Origin of the sequence: Corynebacterium sp. NML120713, assembly GCF_001875735.1 — a bacterium.
GTDB lineage: Bacteria > Actinomycetota > Actinomycetes > Mycobacteriales > Mycobacteriaceae > Corynebacterium > Corynebacterium pseudogenitalium.
On sequence record NZ_MLCR01000015.1, the window covers coordinates 35,803 to 56,424 of the forward strand.

Here is a 20,622-nt window from a genome sequence, read left to right on the forward strand (position 1 = left end):
CATGGTTTCCGCGGCTTCTAATTTAAACGATTTGCTTCGGCACTTAGGACGCGCAGCAACACCCCCAGTTCGTGAGAGCAATTTCAAGATCACGCTTCACGACTTGATATTTGCAGACAAGTATATTCAAGACTCGAAGGATTCGATTCTTGTCATTACTTCTCGCAAAATGGTTGCAAACTGGTCGGCAACGACCCCCTTTGAAGTTGCTATGCCTGGCAGCACAATCTCCCAAGCGAAACAGCATCACATCCGTTATTTGCTAATTGACACAGATGCATTCGACCAAGGTCCCTGGATTTCAGCTGACAGCGGCGGAAACAGACCATTGGCCCAGGAAATATTTGATGCTGGCCGCGAACTCCGAGCAAAAGGAGCCATCGTATATTGGCTAGGAAACCCCACACGTCCAGACCAGACAGATACAAAATGGTTAAAATCAACCGCTACTGTGGACCTTCATAACATCCCAGAAGTTGATTTGGAAGAAAACGCGCCACAGTCTGATTTGTGGAAATTTTTGGTTGACGTAGCTCTGGAGCGAGAGGTAAACAAATGAACTGCGAAAAAAACGACCTTCGGATACTCTTCGTTCCCGACGTAGATTATTTGTCAAACAAAGAAAATGCGTTCTGGACCGAGGCAACCACCCGGTGGCTACTCAGCGAAAATGCAAAAGTTGATGTCCTCGCGAAAAGTCAAGAGGAATGCCCACTACATTCAAAACTCGTCGAACGCGGTGCAAATCTCATTCCTGCCCAACAGTTCTCTGAAGCAAATTCTTACGATGAGGGGGGTGTGGCACCGCGTTTTCGAGCACGGCAAGTCATTGCTGTCGCAAAAGAAACCGAATACGACATTATCCTAACCCAGGGCCTCACGTTATCGCGTCAAGTTGCCGGCAACGGTTCCCTCATGACCCGTCATTGGAGCATTTTGGATGACCAACCCCTGGCACCCAAAGTATTCACCGAGTCGGAACTAAAGCAAGCCACTCTCGTCGCCGAACGTGGAAAGCTATTACTTACTACTTCCCCAATTGTTCGAGCGCAATTGGATTCAAGAATTCCAGCGGCGACATCTAAAACACGGCTTCTTCCAGTTCCAGATTTTTCTGACCTCGCTAGGTCTGAAGAGGTGAAATCTCCGCACCGCAACAATTTTATCATCGATTTCTCACGTAGTATTGACAGCCTTCGACTTCACAATTTCGATGCGCTTGCAGACTCTTACATTGAGAAGCGGACGCCACCGGAAATTGTGATCTGTGGGTGGCCAACAAACCCCAGTGATGAAGAATCGACAGTCCTAGCCGCTACGGGCCTTACAAAAGTGCCTAACGTGCGTCTTGACCACGAGCCGTTGCTATCAAGTCCCCATGTGACAAGTAAGTCACGGGTGCTCATTTTTGGATCACCAGAGAAGCTCGAGAATGTTGTGACGTCATCAATCGCCCGCATGAGGGGCGCAGCCCCGCTGACGATAGACTTCCAAATGGTCGAAGACTTAACCGGTTTATCCTCAACGCAATTTGAAGACGACGTCCCTCAGCACTTGCCTTCTTTTGCAGAGTACTGGCAGTTTGACTTGCCTGATTATAGAACGACGCCCCCGTCTAATGAGAAAATAAAGATCCTACTTGCTGGTGCTGACTTTAAGTTTGCAGGCGACATTATCGATGCGCTTGTCCAAAGAAACGACTTAGATACTAGAGTCGACCTGTTTGAGGCTAACGCAAAACCGCAACCCGCCAAAAGCGCCCCTCATTTGGCATGGGCCGACGTTATCATCGCTGAATTCGCATCGAAGAACGCTATTTGGTATTCGCAGAACGTACGTCCCCATCAAAAACTAATCGTCCACCTCCACGGTTACGAACTTCTTTCCGACTGGATTGATGATCTCAACGTAGATGCCTGCGCAGCAATCGTTGTGGCTTCAGAATTTTACCGTCAAAAGGCCCTCAAACTGAAAGATTGGCCAGCAGACAAAGTCCTCGTCATACCCAACAGCGTAAATCCAGCTGATATTCGCAGGGACAAGGTTGCTGACGCCCGTTTTCATCTCGGAATCGTCGGCATTGTCCCGATCCTTAAGCGGCCAGACAGAGCCTTGGATCTGTTGGAAGCGCTCATTGAAATTGATCCAAGATACACACTTCATATCAAGGGGCATGTACCTTGGAATTACGCTTGGGAGTGGAAGAAGTCCGCTCACCAAGATTCTTATCGCGAATTCTTTTCGCGTATACGGGAAAACCCTAAACTACTTCAGCACATTGCTTTCGAGAAGTTCTCACCTGACATGGGCAACTGGCTGACAAAAATTGGGTGGATACTCTCTCCCTCAACTCGGGAGACTTTCCATATGGCTGCCGTGGAGGGCGCAATTAGTGGTGCCGTACCAATTGCTTGGCGTCGTGAAGGTTCAGAAGAAATCCTGGGAACTCAGCACAACATTGATAGCCTCGACGAAGCAATCGAACTTGTGCTCAGCGGCAAAACTGTCACTGGCTTCAAAGAAATGTCGCAGAACGCCATCGCGTTTGCGGGTAAGTATTCAAACGACTCTGTTCGTGCTCAGTGGCTAGGCTTGATTCAAACGCTGTTTTCTTCGCGCTCCTCCCAAAGGCGCACTCTGACACATCTTTTGCCCGAGCAAGAGCGTCTGTTCGAGACAGTAGAACAGGCCTTATCGGAGCACGATTCAGAAGCTGCGTTGGCTGTATTGGACGAAAACATTCCGGCGACTCGATCAGCCACTGGTCCCTTGAAAGACATTGAGCTTTATACCCGTGGTTTGGCTGCTCTCGATGAGAGGCGATTCACACACTTCAGGCCGTTCAGCGCATACCCTTCAAAACCTGAGGAAAAAATTACGTTAGTCAAGCCTCAGTACTCAGCTGATCTAAACCTGTCGCTTTCCGGCATCGACCGCGAGGCAATTGATCTAGTCCCTCCGAATTACTTGCGCCTGGATGGACGATACAATCCCGAGACAACAGTCCTCGAAGTTCAACCCAACCCCGCTGATGAGACCTTCATCGAGGATGGACAACTCCGTTTGGACCGATGGATACACGCAGTTAAAGCTCGCATCATTGCGTCTGGGATCCATAGAAATACGACGGCACTGGCGGCTGTCGGCCCATGGTGGACGGCATTGCCGACAGCACTTGCCGCGGATGTGCTGGGGATTCAGTTCGTCTGGTTCGTTGATGATGCTGAAACGGCAAATTCACTGGACGCGGTTTCGCGCAAGACGCGGCCAACTGATTTTGTCACGCAATTGGTACGGAGCGCGTTCGAACGTGCTGATTTGGTGATAGCAACAAATCGTCATCTAATCAACTCCATCAAATCGTTCTGGGTTTTTGACGCCTGTCTTGATAGGGGCGAGCCAACAACCACAGGAATACCCTGCTGGTCTGCTGATCAAATAGAGCAGATTTTCGCGAAGACACCGTCATCTAGAACGACAAATTTACCCACCGAGTTACTGCGACCCATCAGTGAGCTAAAGATTGGATTGATCGCTCCAACCGCGGTCGAACGGGAATTGAACGACGTGGCAAAAGCTGTTCTTAGGATTTCGCCAGCTGACTTTGAAGCACAAGTGTCACCGGAGTTAGACGCGGTAATAGTGCACTCAGACATTGCCGATACACATGAATGGTCAAGCCACACCGTGGCGTCGAATCCCACTGCGGTGACATTAGTTGCAAGGATATTTGATCGGGCCCGCCTCTTCGGCATACCAACGATATTTTTAAACAATTTTGGAGCAGAGCGATCACTTCCTGAGCGCCTATTTGCTACTGCTCGAAAGGCGGATTCGATAGCCTCGACATCTGTACAGACGATCCGGCAACTCCTCGAGCAACATCCAATTTCTATTCGAACTATTTCTTACTGGGATCCTGAACTTCCGTCTTCCCTACGTTGGCCAATCCTGCTGCGAGGCTCAGACGTGAATGTAGAAATAGAATCGATATCTAGACGAACACTGGTCGGGGAAACAGAATCCTCTCAAGCAAATGGGTTCGATTCGTTCTTCGAAGACTGGACAGCTCCACACGATGACGAAGACTTACTTAATCTCGATTCCATCACGGTTTTCATTGATGCTTCCTCCGCAACGCCGAGTGAAAACCTGTGGGAGGACCTGGCTGCTCAGACATTACCAAGATACCTGTTTGAAATCTGTGTAGTAGGGACACGCAAAGTCGATGTGCCCCCATATACTGATCTCAACTTTGCACCCCAAGCAGTTGCGATACCCAATATGGACGGGCTTTCGACCGACTTCGCGGTGATTATCTCTAGTCAGGATAGGTTGGAACAGAACTATTTATTGAGCCATTGGCTATCATGCACCCCAAATGCTATAAGCCGGGACTCTGAATCATTTGCAGCAAACGGAACCAACGGCGCTCTCGTCCCTTATTCCGCGTGGGATGACTGGACCAATGGCAAACTTCCACATATTCCGACTTTTCTCCTTCCTGATATGCAACAATCCAGGCGCATTCGGGAATTTGCTACTGGGTAGGCATTGCAGCACAGATATTCTCTGTCCGTCCGGCAGTGAGTATCTCACTCCGTAGACTTGAGGTCCGCCTAACCATCAAGAATCTCGTTCCCGATGATTGTTCGGTGACGACGTGGCAATCCCTCTTGCGGGGGCACCTAGTAACACCGTGCTGATTAGGCAACGCGGACATTTCTTTGGAGTGCCAAGGTCAGGAGAGTATTCCGATGCCTGCAAAATTTCCCGATACCGTCCGCGAGTCCGCGGTGCCCACATATGCTTCGAAGGCATGACCAGCCTTGTAAGACAAGGTCCATCACGGCCCGATAATCACTCACGATCGGACTCCTCTAATGATGCCGCGTGCCCTGTTTCACGCGGTCAGAAGAATCTTCTTCCAAAGCGTTACTCGATACCCACCATTGCGTTACCCGGTAGTCACCACGGTGTTGCTAGATACCCCGCGCAACAGGCTCGATCACACCCGAGGACTGTTTGACGTTAACCCCAAGTTGGCGCCTTCCAAGCCGAAGATGACGCGACACCACCGGGTTGTGGTGGTGTCGCGTCATCTTTTACTATGGAAGAAAACAACGCTGCGGTGCCAGGTACGTGGAACCCCGGTACCAACTATCCCGAATCGACGCCCATATTGAAGATGACGCAACACCATCGGGTTGTACTGTCGCCCTCTTTACTGGGAAGAAGAACAACGCTGCAATACCATTTACGCGGAAGCTCGGTACCAACTACTCCGAATCGACAACGCTGAAACGCGGCCTTGAGGCTGCTGCAATTAGGCAATCTACAATTGTCATGAATCTATAAGTTGGATTTCTGGCTGAACATATCGAGAAATGACTTCCTGCAGAAACACCTCCGCTGGGGCCTTATTGTCTTTCCCTAACAAACGAGCCCACTCATGGTACTGAGGTGATACTTCTTCCGTCATTCCGTCAGCGATAATTCTCCCCTTGTGAATCCAGATGCACCGCTCGCAATTCTTTTCAATTTGGCCTATCGAGTGTGAAACTAAGAATAGGTTGCCTGCCCGATCAAGGACCTCTTCCATTCGTTTGGCAGCCTTAGCCCCGAAGGCTGCGTCTCCTGTAGACAGTGCTTCGTCGATAAGGAGTATATCTGGTTTGACTGCAGTTGAGATCGCAAAACCCAATCGCGCAGCCATGCCTGAGGAATACGTAGACATAGGTCGTACAATTGCTTCTTCTAGCTCCGTCCACTCTGCGATCAAAGGAATCTGAGCTCGCGCTTCAGAAGGTGACATTCCCAGTGCAAGGCAGCCGAGATAAATATTAGACTCTCCTGAAAGCCCTCCTTGCAATGCAGGTGCAACGCCCATCAGCACCGGTTGGGAGCGAACCAGGATACGGCCTTCAGTGGGGACTTCCCCACCAGAAATCAGCTTTAACAAAGTCGATTTGCCCGAACCGTTGACGCCGATGATTCCAATTGATTCACCTGCTCGGGCTACTAAGGAGGCATCAACCAATGAATCAACGACGTGTTTATTTCTGCCAACACGAACTGTCTTCGCATCATCAGAACGAGATTCACTAATTACATAGCGCTTTGAAACGTTTTGAACAACTACATTAGCGACCAATTCTTGCAGCGGTTCCCGTGCATCATTATGCAAGCCGGACATACTTTTGCTCCGCCCTCCAAAAAAACAGGAAACCTACCAGCAACGTACCTAGCGTCCAGACGAGCATTATTCCCCACTCTTGTAAGTCAGGCACTGTCCCGTAAATGGTAGTGTTTCGAATTGCGGTCAGGAAAACATACCCTGGATTATGAAACATAATGCTTTGGATAAAGGACACATGATCGAATCGATCCAGGGAAAACATCACTCCAGACAAGAAAAACCAAGCTTGCGTTGTTATTCCTACAAGAGCCTTTGTATCCGGTAATTCAGCCGTTATTCGTGCGGTCAGAAACATCAATCCGCACCCAAATAGGTGAATCATTATGTATAGCGGAATCACTAGCAGGGTAGTCCAAGTCGGAGGCTTGCCCCATTGCGTAAGAAAAGCTAAAACAATTGCTACTAACGCGGGGAGCAAATTGTCAATCGCCGCGCGGAGCGTCTGGGAAAAAACAAGTGCGGCGCGAGGAAACGCAAACGCTTGGATCATGGCTCTAGAGTCTCGGATGAGTCCACTACCTGCTGAAAATAGCCCTGTCATCATCTGCATAAATATCATGCCTAGAAACAGGTAACCGACGAAATTTTCGACTCCACGAGATGTCCGAAATAACACACCAAACAGAAAGCCGTAAAAAATGACGCCCAAAATCGGATTAACAATCAGCCAAAGCTTCCAGAGTCGATAGTCCCTGGTGGAGCGTAGCGCTTTAGATCGTGCCTCGGCGATAATAAAGAAGCGTCTGACCCACAGCTGTTGAACATACTCAAATAGACCCGGCCTAGGATTAAGCGGTTTTAATCCTTCAAGCGGGACCACGATGGAGTTTGCATCGCTCACGGGGATCTCGTCCCTCCAATTTCTACCAACTGAAACAGCATAGAACTACAAGTAGGCTACCCCAGCTGCCTGTACAGTTGAAAAAGCACCTCTCGAATACTGACGGCATCGCCCACTGAGCTCACAAAGTTCAGAGACATTCCCGACAATGGAGATCCTGCTTGTACGATTCCCCACACCGGAGCATTAGAGGCGGAGTAATCAGCATATTTTGACGGTAAAAAAGGGTTCTTCCCAAACGCATCGTGATTTACATCAGCATCCACGACGAGAAGTACGTCGAAAAGATCGGAGCTGGCAAGAAAGTCCAAGTAATTCAAGTACGGATACGTTCGAACATCAACTGCACTCCCAGTTTCCCATAGTATTCGGTTCACACTTTCTGGATCGCTACAGTAAACGTGAAGCACAAAGTTTTTGCGGATTTCCTCGTCAAGTGCCTCAAGTACTTGTACTACGTCGCCGATGCCACGGTTCCTGTAAAAGGTCCCAAAGTATCCAATGTTTATTTTCCCTCGGACGACTTGTGCTTGTTGGGTTCCTAGCGAGAAAAGTTCGCGCGACGGCTTAATCTGATTTCGAATAACAGATTTAGCTGTGACAAATTCCCGAAGATCCTGAGGATACGGTGAAAGCATTACGCTTCGTTGATTTTCGTTAGTAAAAACTATCCGGTCAGCAAGGATGAATGTTGCAAGTTCTGTCAGAACAAAATGGCTGGTTATTGCTAGTCCTGCCCAATGACTTTGGTTGATAGCCCTCTTCAACTTATACGTAACGAATCCCGGCGTTATTTTTCCGACTCGTAAATTTCCATCAACGCCATACCGAAGTGGATCAGAAAACTCCGCTTCCCACGAAATAGTCGGATACTTCAACTTCACCAAACACGCTGCAACGTGTGAAGCGGACCACAAGGCACGAGAATAAAGAGATTCGTAGCCATTATTCGTCTTCGACCAAACTTCTGCTTGTTTCAACGCCCTTCGCGCAAAAACACATATCAACGGCCAAGTAGAAAACGACGTAGTGCCCTCAATCTCAGCTCGTCTATCCACAAAAGGCTCGACGATGAGTGAGGTTGAAGCATCTTTTTTGCGCACTTGAGCCATATCCGCATGTATTACGTCAACAAGCTCACCTTGATTCGCAATTGTTTTGGCGATGGCGTTTCCGGAAGCATCGGCATACGGGGGGAAACAATAAGAGATGACCAGCCTCTTCGATCTGTTTGGCCGCAGTCCCTCCCAGTCTAAATTATCTATCTTCAGCGCAACTGCGAGCGCGATCGCCTCATCTAACTGGTTAGGATGCTCAGTGAGAAATCGTTCTACAAAACTAAACTGCGAACGAACCAAAGATTTCATAGCCGATAGAACCCCAGCAGGAATCTCAATTGACCGGAGTCTGCTAATGACCTTCAGCCGTTGGGTAACGCAGAAGTCGAAAGTCATATTCTGTCGCGAAACGGACCCTTCCCGCTGAGTTCTCAAGTATCCAGCATCTTCAGTGTCGTTGGGAACACAAACCAACAAGTCCGGCATCGCCAGTAACTGAGCGAAAAAGACAACGTCCTCGCCTGAATAAAGGTCTTCCGGGTACCTGAATGCTAATAGGGTCTCACTTGAAATGATCTTACAGGCGTTAAATCCTAATACCCATGGTGTGTTGGCAATTAATTGCGACGTCCCTCTTAAAGCCATAATGCGAAGTCCCAAGCTTGACGAGCACAAATGCTCATCGCCAACAACATCAATAATGGGTAACAAAGCACATGTTTTTGGTCGGGCAGATTTCAGCCCAACCTCCAAAAATCTAGGCTCAAATGCATCATCGTCGTCGAGAAATGTCACATACTCTCTTAAAACGGACGCTAATCCAATATTTCGGGCTACGCCGACTCCTGATCGGGTACTCGAAAGCACCCGGATGTTTAACGTACGATGCTGCTCACGGAAGTTTTCGATAAGCAACCTGCTACCGTCATCGGGTCCATTGAGGACGAACAACACCTCAAAGAGCGTGTGGTCAAGTGTTTGATTCAGTAAAGACGCTAGAACCCGAGGCAGTCGTTTTCTCCCTTGGTACGTCGGAACGATAACACTAATTCCTGGTCTAAACCTTGGCAGTGACATCAGCGGATCTTCTCCAACAATTTGTACAAAGCAGCAACCATGCTTTTAGGCAGGTATTGTTTAAACGGTTTCGCGTAAGGTGTGATGAAATTAATAAGCAACGAACCGAAACCAGGTTCTATATGTGGAGGTTGAGCCGATGCCGGCGCCACAGGATCCGTTCTTCCTTGCGTGGCATAGACCGCCAACTCGATGCCCCGAAGCAAATCACTGGCAGGCCTTCCATTCTTCTCTCCTGGCTGTATCAAAAGTTTCAGCCAATTGTCATGTGCGTTAATGCCTAACACTGTCAGAGATTGCCCATTACGCAAGCACTCAAGCAGGTCGGCTACATTTTGAATATCGACCCAATACTCAAAACATCCAAGCTTCTTGATTTCCGGCCGCAGGACGCTTTCCTCCGCAGGAGCATTCACAAAGATAATCCGCTCACGGCGTGGAACTTCCTCGAAATCAATGGACTTGTGAAACACTGCATCCCCGAGATCTTCACCCAGGACGACTGATTGCTCCGTACGGGGAAGGATTACGCACGTAGCTGCTTTCTTCACATTTTCAGCCACATCATAGGGTTCTGTACTGAGAACAGTGATCATCAAGAGTTCCTTCGCTCGATCTCAGCAATAAGTTCCAACAAATTTTTCGGCACCTCTTCATCACGTTGACGCTGTACCCACTTCCGCCCCGCATCGGAAACCGACAGCAATTCTGGATGCTTTGATAACTCAGACCACAACTTTGCAAGCTCATATGGATTTTCAGGCTCAACCACGTGCCCAGCCCCAAGCTCTTTTATAAGATCACGCGCCTCTCCAGTCACGACGCCACTGATGTGCACACCAAGTTCCATTAATTCATATGTTTTCGACGGGATCGCGCGCTCTAGAGCTTCCCAGTCGGTCAAGTGCACCAACCCGGTGTCGGCCCAGTCGTAATACTCGCGAAGCTCATCAGCAGGCAGCCGGTGATGAAACTCAACATCCAGGCCAAGCTCCTCCGCTTTCTCATGCAGGGCATACCACGCAGCCCCATCTCCGATTAATCGAAGCTCCAGATCTATTCCGGCGTCTCTCGCTATTCTTGCAGCAACTAAGGCATTTTCTAGTTTTTGTGCACGCCCTAATGTTCCTGCATATAAGACTCGGAGAGAAGGACTGTTGCTTCTTACTACAGTTCTCTGAGAGTCTGACTTAGGTGGAAACACGTTCCGGATAACTCGCAATACTGGACGCCGGCCCTCTGGGAGCTGCATGAATTCTCGAGATAAATGATCTGCTTCTCTTTGCGAGGTAACAATGACGCCGCTGGCCTTCTTCAATGACAAGTTCATGGACTTTTCCGTTGCCCCCGACAACAGCTGAAGAGGCCCCACACTCAACAGTTTTTCTCGTAATGTCCGTTTTCCAACCCCCTCGTTCCAGCTCCGGCTTTCCCTGAGAAGATCAGGCCACGCATCCCGTAAATCCAATGCGTAGGGAGCCCCGTGCAATCGCGCGACCAAGGCAGCAATGACCGAGGTCGGTAACGCCGGCACAGTGCCTATCACAAGATCTGGACGAAGTTCCCTGGCGCGTTTGCCAGGCACAACGTGCAATGCAATCATCGAAAGCGCTACGAAAGCTTGATTAAAAATCCGTTGCGTAAGCGAAGTACCCGCAGGAAAAAACCCAGACCTAATTATGCGTTCACCCGATGGTCCGATTTCCGCAGCAGTGTGAGACCTCCAACCCTGGCTATCTTTCCAGTGACTGAATGTAATTTTCCTCTCATAATGTGGCGGAGGCGCAATGACGGTAACCTGATGTCCATTACGAACCAAAATCTTTGTCAACCACGCCCAACGTCGCTGTGGTACCCCATTTTCTGGATACCAATACTGAGACAAGATGAGGGTTTTCAATGCACTAAATTTCTTTCGCGTGGCATAACCAAAATTCTGACATTCAGCTTACCTTTGCAGCCCTTGTAAACGTTATTTCCCCTCTCACCCTGAGCGCTTCCAGCCCTCGGCTTTCTCCCCTGTGTTGGGCTCAAAAGCTAATTGGTTCCTTGTACAACTACTCCCGGCATGTAACCACGCATATTAGTTATACAGCCACCCAATCACGGTGCAGGTAAAAACGCTCCTCCGATGCAACCTACGGCGGGAGACTGCAGATGCCACATAGCGGTCGTCGTGATTAGACTACTTGGCATGGTCTTTGTCCGGAATTATCATCGCTATAACACACCGTCAGTGCTTCACGAGTCCTTGGCTGAATTTTATGATTCGCCAATTACTCCTGGAATTCAAGTAATACCGTGTGGGGAGCATTTGCTCGAAGTGATGGTATCCGATCGTGGTGCCACCACAACTATTGTTATTTTCCACGCAGCAGCCGGCCTAGACACTGAGCTCCCCCTATTCGTAGGTCAGCAGTTGACGAACGACTTAGACGCCAACGTCATTTTCGTATCCGATCCGCTCCTAGGCCGTGATAGCCCAATCGGCTGGTTCACTGGGTCCCCTGACTTTGCGTTTCAAGACGAGCTTGTGAAACTAATCGAGCACATTCAAACTGGTCTCGGGCATGCGAACAATCTTTGTTTTTATGGCCCGTCAGCAGGAGGCTTTGCGGCTCTTTACTTCTCCCATCATTTTCCAGGCTCACTAGCTATATCAGCTAACCCTCAAACTAATATCCGTGATTATCAAGCGAACAAAGTAAAGGAGTTCTTGGATAGCAGCTGGGCCGGGGCATCAATTTCAGAGATTCCCGCAACCACCAACTTGCTGCCACTGTATACGGAGACTTTCCCTAACCATGTGGCATATTTACAGTGTGTCAACGACACTCTTCATTTGGAGAAACACGCACGCCCTTGGGCTAAAGCTACTGAGGGAAATGCAGAACGCCGCGCATTCATTGTAGATGATTGGGGCGTCGGTCACGCCCCACCACCTCCGTTTTTGCTTCGTGGAATTTTGGAATACGCAGTAGCCCTAGAGGGCGATTGGTCCACGCTACTAGCTGATGAGCTGTTTACGCCTGAACTTCCGGAGTAAACTCCGCAATTCGTTCGCCAACACCAACCATCTCGGCAATCGCGGCCACCGCTCGTTTGGCCGCGCGACCATCACCGTACGGGTTGACTGCGTTCGCCATCGCGTCATATGCAGCAGACTGATCAAGCAAGTTCTTCGCCTCGGCCACAATGCGCTTGCGGTCAGTACCCACAAGCTTGACGGTACCCGCGACCACCGCCTCAGGACGTTCCGTATTCTCGCGCATAACCAGGACTGGCTTTCCTAGCGATGGCGCTTCCTCCTGGACACCGCCGGAGTCGGTCAGCACCAGGTAGGCACGGTTCAGCAACGCGGTGAACTGATCGTACGGGAGTGGATCTGTGATGATCACATTTGGCAGGTCTTCGACAAGCGGCAATACAGCGTTTCGCACCTTTGGATTCAAGTGCAAAGGCAGTGTAAAGACATGGTCCGTATATTCAGACGCCAGATCTCGCACCGCACCGCCGATCTCCTTCATTGCTTCCAGGTTTTCACGTCGGTGGGTCGTCACTAAGACAACTTTTTGATCAGTATCAGCGAGTTGCTGCAGACGAGGGTCGTCAAAGTTGACGTCCCAGCTCGATGCAACGAGCAAGGCATCGATGACGGTGTTGCCTGTAACAACAATGTCCTTCGTCCGGAAGTTCTCACGGCGCAAGTTTTCACGAGATTCCTCGGTTGGCGCCAAGTGCAAACTCGCTACCTGACCAATAATCTTGCGGTTCGCTTCCTCCGGGAATGGCGAGAAAATATTTCCAGTTCGAAGGCCTGCCTCCAAGTGCACGATCTTGACACCTCGATGGAACCCAGCCAACGCGGCTGTCATCGCAGTAGACGTATCTCCCTGAGAAATAATGACATCCGGTTGCTCTTGTTCGATGACTGCGTCGAGCCCCTGCATCGCGCGGGATACAAGCTCGTTGAGAGTCTGCCCTGGCTTCATCAGACCCAAGTCATGGTCTGGGTGAATATCGAATCGCTTATTCACCTGTTCGAGCATTTCCTTATGCTGGCCAGTTGAAACCACAACAGATTCGAGGCGGTCGTCGGCCTCCAGGGCTTTAACCACAGGTGCTACCTTGATCGCTTCGGGGCGGGTCCCGTAAATCGTCATTACTTTGGGCTTTGCTTCAGACACAGCTTCCTCAATGTGGTTCGCAGTTACAAGAACACCTTTTAATCTAGTGCAGATAACAGACGTAGGCCATTAATTCCCCGCCCTCGCCACTGTCACTTTTGAAAAATGTACTATGGCACCCATGATTCAATTCGTTGTCGGAGCAGCCGCCGGGTACGTGTTCGGCACGAAAGCCGGTCGCAAGCGCTATCACCAGATTGTCAACGCCACACAGAAGGCAGTGAACTCGCCGGTGGCCAAACAGGTGGTGACCTCCACCCGTAAGGCCATCGCGAACAAGATCGATCCGGAACCCCGCATGCGCGAAATCAAAGACTTACGCGGCAAGCGGGGCGATCACAACCAGATCCTGGAACCCGACGAGGACTAGTTCGCCAACGAGGCCACGATGCCGTCGAGGATGTCTTTCTCACTGATCACAATCGAGTCAAGACCAGTGAGATCCTCGGCGGCTTTTAATATTTCCTCGACGACGGCGGCGCCGGCGGGGATGACGTCGGCACGCCCGGGGTGGATCACCGGGTGGCCCTTGCGTTCCTGCACGCTCAACGCCTGGATCTCCGCGATGGTGGCACGCAGATCCTCGAAGGAGAGGCGTGAGAGGTGGATGCGGGCTGGGTCGTACTCGGGAAGGCGCTGGGTGAGCGCGGAGAGCGTCGTAAAGGTGCCGGCGCAGCCGACCACCGTGCGGGCCTTCGCCATGTTGACCACCGCTGCCGCGTGCTGGACCTGCTCGCGCGCGTAGTCGCGGGCCGCGCGCAGCTCCTCGGGCGCTGGCGGGTCCGAGCGCAAGAAACGCTCCGTGAGGCGCACGCACCCCATCTGGGTGGAGATGCGGCCCTCGATGGTGTCGCCGTTGCCCACCACGAACTCGGTAGAGCCGCCGCCCAAGTCAATGACACAGAAGGGGCCGTCGCCTGCGGGAAGGTCCATCGTGGCGCCGATGAAGGAAAGCTGGGCTTCCTCCTCCCCCGTGATCACCTCAGCTTGTGCGCCGGTCTGGATCTGGCTGAGCAGCTCGCGGGTCATGTCGAAGAAGACGTCGCGGTTGGAGGCGTCGCGGGTCGCGGAGGTGGCGACCATGCGCACACGCTGCACACCCTCGGCAAGCATGCGCTCGGTGTAAGTGGCGAGCGCCTTGCGGGTGCGCTCAATCGCCTCCGGGTTAAACGCGCCCGTCTCGTCCACGCCCTGCCCCAAGCGCACGATGATGTTCTCGCGGCAGACTTCCTCGAACGTGCTCGTTGCGGGGTCGAAACGGGTGATCAGGAGGCGGATGGAGTTCGTGCCGCAGTCGACCGCGGCAAGCGTTACCGGCTGGCTCATGCGAGGTGCTCCCCCGCCTCAGCGAGCGTGATGCCGAGGTCTTCGAGCGTCGGCCAGTCGGCAGGGATCGCGGTGCCGCGCAGGTTACCGTGCTCGGCAGCAAGCGCCACCGCCTCGGTGCCGAAACGGAAGTGCTCCGGGCCCTCCGCAAGCGCGTACGCAATCAGCACATGCAAGCACTTCACCCGGTCCGGCATGCCGCCGCCAGAGAAGTCCGTACCCAGATCCTCAATCTCGTTGCGCTTCGTCAAAAAGTACTCGTGGGCACGGCGGTAATCCTTCTGCAGGTCCTCGTCCTCGGCCAGGCGGGCCTCCATCCACTTCATCACCTGAGCGCCCTCCAAACGCGAAGCCTCGGCCGTGAGACGGCGGTCCGTCAGGTAGTAAAGCGTGGGGAACGGAGTGCCGTCGTCAAGCTTGGGTGCAGTCTTGACCACCGCAGGCTGACCATCCGGGGTGCGGTAGGAAATTTCCAGCACACCGCGAGGCGCGCGGCCGAGCTGCTCCTGAATGATATTGAGATCCTCTTGAGTCGGTTGCATGAGCAACATTGTTCCACACGAGGTGGGCGGTGGTGGAACGGTGCGGCGGTTAGCTACACCGTGATGTGCCGGGCCCGTAAAACATTCGTATCAACTAGATACACCGGCTACCCCACCTCCCGGCTAGCCCAATGGCTTTTGTTCACCAAGTTCTCAAAGGACTTATACGAGGCAGCACCAAGAAGCCGCGCAGCATCTCTCTCAGGAATTTGTCCGGACTTTGCGGCAAAGGTGATCGTCTCAAAGAATCGTCCGCCGACTCGAGACCGAACGAGAACATGGAACGAAGGACCGCCGCTGCCTTCTTGTGTAGCTTTCTTTTCATTCCTGACACGGACCAATCGCATAACTTCGTCGAACTCTTGTTGCTCGATCAGGAAAATATCTTTCAAGCGCAACAGCATCGCTTCCCTACTGATGCCAAACACGCTTGCCAGAGACGTGACGTTGTCGAGCAAAGAACACTTCTTGTTGTACCGTTCCTTCACTGCAGTCTCTGGGGCGATGAATACCGCTGCAAACTCGTTACACCAGCGCTCTACCTTCAGGTGGTCGCTGTGGTCAGAAATACCAGCCTCCCCCAAAGCAACATGTCCCAGCTCGTGAGCGAGGCTGAAAAGCTGCGCAGTTTTGGCGTCACTTGTATTCACAAACACCAGGCAGTATTCCCCATCAATCAGGGTGAATCCACGGAACTCATCAATACTCAGATGACGTTGAGTAGAGTTTCCAACAATGGAATTCCGGGATACTAGAATCCCTGTATCTTCCATGTGATGCGTTAGTGACGTAACTTTTTCTGGCCCAGGAATTGCAAAAGCCTCGTCAAGCCCCAGCGCGATGCGAGACTGGCGAGCAGCCAGGATGGAACTGGTGGAATCTTGGGCAGAGCGCAGAATTTCAGGACCGGGAATTCCAACTTCCTCTGCGTAATCCGCGTACCACCCCAAGCGCGCCTCGGCGGAGTGAATAACTTCCTGCAGGTCAGGACTCAACCCATCGAGACGCTCATTTCTGACAGTACGAAAATCAGGTAAATCAGTCTCTTCGCCAGAAGGCGCCTGTAGAAGGAGCCGTCCAAATGGGATTCGTGCCTTCTTCGCTAGTTCCTTCGCTTGGTTGAGCGTCGGACGCTCCTCCCCTGAGCGCCAATCGTTTACCTTGGGAAACGTGCCACGGAGCTTTTCGTCACTGAGTCCTGTACGTCGCAGCGCCCAGTCCAGTACAGACGGCTCGATATCAACACGCAGAACCCCCATCGCTTCCCTCCTTTCAATCTTGGTAATGAAAACGGCGCAACAGAATTGAGAATACTTTAACTTGCCTGGTTAAACGTTAAAACCCAAGGACCCAGCCGAAGAACTCAGTGAGCTTCGAGCGCTTCTTTCTTTTCGGGAGCGTGAGGTAATCAATCAGCCACTGCTGGTCTAGTTGTCGCAGCCCGTTGTGTTGGTTTCAGGCTATTCAGTCCTGGTCCTTGATTGCGTTTGCTGGAACCCAGCGTGAACCTTAAAAGCGTGCGCTAGATGTCGTGCGATGCAGGTCGCGCTGTTTGGGCCGGGCTTGGCAGTTTTCGGCGACCAGCGTCGCACTCCATTAATCGCACGCTGCTAATAGCACGCTGTTAATCGGTCGACGGGAGCGCTCGAGGTGGCGTGGGGCTGGCAGCCTGGCCATTCTCCAAATGGGAGTAAAGGGATTGGAATAATCCAGGTGGGAGCGTGCAAAAAGTGGATTGCAGTAATCCTGTTGCTACCTTTTAGGCTCGGTTTACTGCGCTTCAGGCGCGTCAGGCGCCTCAGGTGCTTCCGCGGGCGCTTCGGGCGCAGGCGATTCCGCGGGAGCAGGCGATTCTTCAGGAGCGTCGGCGGGAACGTCCTCGGGGACCTCGCGTAGCGAGTCCCAGAGGAATACGGCCCAGCCACGGTCGTCGGGGGTTTCGTCGGAGGTGATGGTGGTGCCGTGGGTCATGCGGGGGTCGATGACTCGCCAGGCGGACTCGCCTGGCTCCATCACACCGAGGCGCCGGCGGGCGACCTGGTTGAGATACTCGGGGTCCTCGTACTTCGCGATCTCGCGCTCAAGGTCGGCCTGGCGGCGCTCCAAGTGCTCGATGTTTGCCTGGGCGCGCGCGATCTCGTTGCGGCCCTCGTAGAAGTTGCGGAGTGGGGCTGCTACTGCCACAAGTACGGCGATGAGCACGATGATGAGCAGGGCGAGCGTCGCTAAGTTGGGGGCGGCGAAGCGCGACTCCCTGTTGGCCTTCTGCTCGGCGAGCTGCTGCTTGCGCTGCTCGCGGGACGCCACGGGCACAGTGCGAGCCAGCCGCTTCCTGCGGCGCTTCGCTGTGTGCTTGTCTTGGGGCGTGCCAGTGCTCATAGTGCTCATTAGTGTACAGCAGTGAAAAACGCGACACCCCCTGCCACGCGCGAGCGCGCGATGGGCAGGGGGTGCGTACGAATCAAGCGATTACTTGAAGCGTGGGAATGCGGAACGACCAGCGTAGACAGCGGCGTCGCCGAGCTCCTGCTCGATGCGCAGCAGCTGGTTGTACTTAGCAACGCGCTCGGAACGAGCCGGTGCACCAGTCTTGATCTGGCCGCAGCCCAATGCCAATGCGAGGTCCGCAATGGTGGTGTCCTCGGTCTCGCCGGAGCGGTGGGACATCATGGTGCGGTAGCCAGCGCGGTGAGCCATGTCCACAGCGTCGAACGTCTCGGTCAGGGTACCGATCTGGTTGACCTTCACCAGCAGTGCGTTCGCAGCGTGCTCCTTGATGCCGCGTGCGAGGCGCTCAGGGTTGGTGACGAAGAAGTCGTCGCCAACAATCTGGACCTTGTCGCCGATGGTCTTGGTCAGGTTTGCGTAGCCCTCCCAGTCATCTTCCTGCAGTGGGTCCTCGATGGAGACGATTGGGTACTCAGCGATGAGCTCCTCGTAGACCTTGGCCATCTCCTCAGCGGAGTGCTCGCCGCCCTCGAACTTGTACACGCCGTCCTCGAAGAACTCGGAGGAAGCAACGTCGAGAGCCAGTGCGACGTCCTCGCCAGGCTTGAAGCCAGCCTTCTCGATGGCCTCAACGATCAGGTCAAGCGCTGCGCGGGTGGAGTCGACGGAAGGAGCGAAGCCGCCCTCGTCGCCAAGGCCGGTGGACAGGCCCTTTGCATTGATGACGGACTTCAGGGAGTGGTAGACCTCTGCACCCATGCGCAGTGCCTCAGCGAAGGACTCAGCGCTCAGCGGAGCAATCATGAACTCCTGGACGTCAACGCCGGAGTCAGCGTGCTCGCCACCATTGACGATGTTCATCATCGGAACAGGCAGGATGTGAGCGTTCGGGCCGCCAATGTAGCGGTACAGCGGCAGACCAGCGGACTCAGCAGCAGCCTTCGCCGCAGCGATGGACACGCCCAGGATCGCGTTCGCGCCGAGGCGGGACTTGTTGTCCGTGCCGTCGAGCTCAATCATCGCCTGGTCGAGCAGACGCTGATCGTCAGCCTCGATGCCGGCCAGTGCGTCAGCGATCTCCTCGTTGACGTTCTTGACAGCCTTCTGAACACCCTTGCCGCCGTAGCGATCGCCACCGTCACGCAGCTCGTGCGCCTCGTGTGCGCCAGTGGACGCACCGGAAGGAACACCCGCAATGCCGTGCGCACCATCGTCGAGGAAAACCTCAGCCTCAACGGTTGGGTTACCGCGAGAGTCCAAAATTTCACGAGCAAAGACGTGCATAATATCAGCCACTACAGTTCATCTCCTTGAGATTGGCCAAACCAAATTTCCGTTACCGATTGTTCCAGATCGCAGCAAAAAATGCTTGTTGGCGTTCGTCACACTCGTGCTTTCCCTGCGTTTCCGTGCAGTGATAGGCCCACAACCACGCCATTTAAGGTCACACCATTCGGAATGTGATCTTCGTCAAACCTTCTGTCCATGCCCGGTTTCGCCCACTTTTGTGGCTTTCTCGGCATGGCTGCGGCATGCCTACCGGGTGGCGCGCTGGGTGAGCGCGTAGTTCGCAGCGGCATCGCGGACGTTGTGGAGGTACTCGCGCGAGCGGTTATACGTCAGCACCGCATCCGACCACCCCTCCGCAGTGGACAGGTCACGCCCGTTCGCACAGAGGAGGTTCGCGGCACTCAGGGCGGCGTCGTCAATTTGCTGCGGGTTTGCTACCCCATCGCCGTCGGCGTCGCGGCCATAGATCGCCCACGAGCCGGGGATGAACTGCATCGGCCCCACCGCGCGGTCGAACTCGGTATCACTATCGAGGGTGCCGCCGTCCGTGTCCGTAATGAGTGCGAAGTTTCCCGTGCCGTCGAGCGCCGGGCCGACGATCGGCGGCTGCGCCACCCCGTTCTCGTCGAGGCGGCCGGCGTCGAACTTCTTGCCCGTGTAGGTGCCGTGGCGGGTCTCCACCCACCCGATGCCAGCGAGCGTATTCCACTGCAGATTGCAGGCCGGCCAGGCTTCCGCCGCGATCAGTGCGGCGTTACCGTATGCACGCACCGCCTGCGGGTCTACCCCGATTTCCCCCGCGATAGGGGCGGCCCACGCGTGGAGTTCGTTGGCGGTTCGGCCGGGCGCGTGGACGTCGATAGTTGGCGGTGGCATGGCAGCGGCAGGGGGTACGTCTTCCGGGACGGGTTGACGCTGCACGAACTGCTCCGGACCGCCGAGCGCGCTCAGCAGGAAGGCCACCAACGCAACAACCATCACCACCGCACCGACAACGACAAGCAGCGCCACACACCCACACCCGCGCGCACGCCTGCCGGGACGGCCAGAAAACGTCATGGCAGAAGATCCTACACTACCCCCGTAATCCCCAATTTTCACTTGCGCCACACCAGTAACAGGTATGGTGTATCCCGTTCTGTTTTTCAAGCACCTATTTACAACCTGAAAGTGAGCACCCTATGCGCATTTCCACCCGTATCGTAGCCATCGGCGTCGCAGCCCTGACCGGCCTGGCAGGCCTCGCAGCACCAGCAGCACAGGCACAGGACGCCACCTCGCTCCTGCAGCTGGTCAACGGCAACGTCAAAACTATGAACTGCAGCACCCTGCGCGTCACCCTCAACGGCACCGGCGTCGCAGGCAAGGACACCACCCGCCAGCAGCTGGTCAACAACCTCAATGGCAAGATCGGCGACTCCATTGCCCTTCGCGTCATGTCCGGCGGCACCGTCCAGGCAGTTGCGGACCGTGCGCTGGAGTGCGGCATCGTGAAGCCGGACCCAGTACAGGACTGGGCGAAGCTCCTCGGCAGCTCCCAGACCAACATCCCACCACAGCTGCAGCAGCTGTCCTCCAACCTGGACTTGGGCCAGCTCCTGGCACGCTAGGTTTTAGGCGCTCGCCCCGTTGCTTGCGCACCACATTCCCGTTT

At 53.6% G+C, this 20,622-nt stretch carries 17 protein-coding genes; 5 read left to right on the forward strand and 12 right to left on the reverse strand.

Going from position 1 to position 20,622, the window contains the following annotated elements; translation table 11 throughout:
• Nucleotide 1: 1 nt before the first annotated feature.
• Both BJP06_RS11960 and BJP06_RS08100 read left to right on the forward strand, forming a co-directional pair.
• Complete coding sequence (locus BJP06_RS11960; RefSeq protein WP_143110596.1) at nt 2-559, forward strand: hypothetical protein; 558 nt, start codon at nt 2-4, stop codon at nt 557-559.
• Nucleotides 556-4,551 carry a glycosyltransferase family 4 protein gene (locus tag BJP06_RS08100; RefSeq protein ID WP_143110597.1) on the forward strand — a complete coding sequence of 1,332 codons (3,996 nt, stop codon included), beginning with the start codon at nt 556-558 and terminating at the stop codon, nt 4,549-4,551. The genes BJP06_RS11960 and BJP06_RS08100 overlap by 4 nt, the downstream gene beginning before the upstream one ends.
• Before the next feature lie 793 nt (nt 4,552-5,344).
• On the opposite strand, the gene BJP06_RS08105 is transcribed toward BJP06_RS08100, so the two are convergent.
• From BJP06_RS08105 to BJP06_RS08125, 5 genes are read right to left on the reverse strand one after another with little or no spacing between them, the layout of a single operon-like run.
• Nucleotides 5,345-6,187 carry an ABC transporter ATP-binding protein gene (locus BJP06_RS08105; RefSeq protein WP_255365822.1) on the reverse strand — a complete coding sequence of 281 codons (843 nt, stop codon included), beginning with the start codon at nt 6,185-6,187 and terminating at the stop codon, nt 5,345-5,347.
• Nucleotides 6,180-7,040, reverse strand: a complete 861-nt coding sequence (locus BJP06_RS08110) for an ABC transporter permease (protein WP_255365823.1) — start codon at nt 7,038-7,040, stop codon at nt 6,180-6,182. The genes BJP06_RS08105 and BJP06_RS08110 overlap by 8 nt, the downstream gene beginning before the upstream one ends.
• A gap of 56 nt (nt 7,041-7,096) precedes the next feature.
• Nucleotides 7,097-9,175, reverse strand: coding sequence for a glycosyltransferase (locus tag BJP06_RS08115; protein WP_071573494.1), 2,079 nt, complete (start codon nt 9,173-9,175; stop codon nt 7,097-7,099).
• Nucleotides 9,175-9,771, reverse strand: coding sequence for a hypothetical protein (locus BJP06_RS08120; protein WP_071573495.1), 597 nt, complete (start codon nt 9,769-9,771; stop codon nt 9,175-9,177). The genes BJP06_RS08115 and BJP06_RS08120 overlap by 1 nt, the downstream gene beginning before the upstream one ends.
• Nucleotides 9,771-11,075 (reverse strand): glycosyltransferase family 4 protein, encoded by a 1,305-nt coding sequence (locus tag BJP06_RS08125; RefSeq protein ID WP_071573496.1) that lies wholly within the window; start codon nt 11,073-11,075, stop codon nt 9,771-9,773. The genes BJP06_RS08120 and BJP06_RS08125 overlap by 1 nt, the downstream gene beginning before the upstream one ends.
• Before the next feature lie 294 nt (nt 11,076-11,369).
• Here BJP06_RS08125 and BJP06_RS08130 point away from each other — a divergent pair, with 294 nt between their 5' ends.
• A complete protein-coding gene (locus tag BJP06_RS08130; RefSeq protein ID WP_143110598.1) occupies nt 11,370-12,221 on the forward strand; it encodes a hypothetical protein in 852 nt (283 codons plus the stop codon).
• Here the strand turns inward: BJP06_RS08130 and wecB are convergent.
• Nucleotides 12,199-13,338 carry a non-hydrolyzing UDP-N-acetylglucosamine 2-epimerase gene (wecB, locus tag BJP06_RS08135; protein WP_071573498.1) on the reverse strand — a complete coding sequence of 380 codons (1,140 nt, stop codon included), beginning with the start codon at nt 13,336-13,338 and terminating at the stop codon, nt 12,199-12,201. The genes BJP06_RS08130 and wecB overlap by 23 nt on opposite strands.
• A gap of 145 nt (nt 13,339-13,483) precedes the next feature.
• On the opposite strand from wecB, the gene BJP06_RS08140 reads away from it, so the two are divergent.
• Nucleotides 13,484-13,732 (forward strand): hypothetical protein, encoded by a 249-nt coding sequence (locus BJP06_RS08140; protein ID WP_071573499.1) that lies wholly within the window; start codon nt 13,484-13,486, stop codon nt 13,730-13,732.
• On the opposite strand, the gene BJP06_RS08145 is transcribed toward BJP06_RS08140, so the two are convergent.
• The 6 genes from BJP06_RS08145 to BJP06_RS08170 all read right to left on the reverse strand — a co-directional run bounded on the left by BJP06_RS08145 (nt 13,729) and on the right by BJP06_RS08170 (nt 20,027).
• A complete protein-coding gene (locus tag BJP06_RS08145; RefSeq protein WP_071573500.1) occupies nt 13,729-14,688 on the reverse strand; it encodes a Ppx/GppA phosphatase family protein in 960 nt (319 codons plus the stop codon). The genes BJP06_RS08140 and BJP06_RS08145 overlap by 4 nt on opposite strands.
• On the reverse strand, nt 14,685-15,230 hold the full coding sequence (locus tag BJP06_RS08150; RefSeq protein WP_071573590.1) for a DUF501 domain-containing protein: 546 nt from the start codon (nt 15,228-15,230) through the stop codon (nt 14,685-14,687). Before BJP06_RS08150 ends, BJP06_RS08145 begins: the two co-directional genes overlap by 4 nt.
• A gap of 107 nt (nt 15,231-15,337) precedes the next feature.
• Complete coding sequence (locus BJP06_RS08155) at nt 15,338-16,489, reverse strand: ImmA/IrrE family metallo-endopeptidase (protein ID WP_071573501.1); 1,152 nt, start codon at nt 16,487-16,489, stop codon at nt 15,338-15,340.
• A 511-nt stretch (nt 16,490-17,000) separates the two neighbouring features.
• Nucleotides 17,001-17,609, reverse strand: a complete 609-nt coding sequence (locus BJP06_RS08160; protein ID WP_071573502.1) for a septum formation initiator family protein — start codon at nt 17,607-17,609, stop codon at nt 17,001-17,003.
• Between the two features lie 90 nt (nt 17,610-17,699).
• Complete coding sequence (gene eno, locus BJP06_RS08165) at nt 17,700-18,974, reverse strand: phosphopyruvate hydratase (protein ID WP_071573503.1); 1,275 nt, start codon at nt 18,972-18,974, stop codon at nt 17,700-17,702.
• Nucleotides 18,975-19,214: 240 nt separating this feature from the next.
• Entirely contained in the window at nt 19,215-20,027 is an 813-nt protein-coding gene (locus BJP06_RS08170) for a lytic transglycosylase domain-containing protein (protein ID WP_070477992.1), read from the reverse strand.
• A 122-nt stretch (nt 20,028-20,149) separates the two neighbouring features.
• Between BJP06_RS08170 and BJP06_RS08175 the strand changes: the two genes are divergently transcribed.
• Complete coding sequence (locus tag BJP06_RS08175) at nt 20,150-20,578, forward strand: hypothetical protein (protein WP_071573504.1); 429 nt, start codon at nt 20,150-20,152, stop codon at nt 20,576-20,578.
• Nucleotides 20,579-20,622 lie beyond the last annotated feature (44 nt).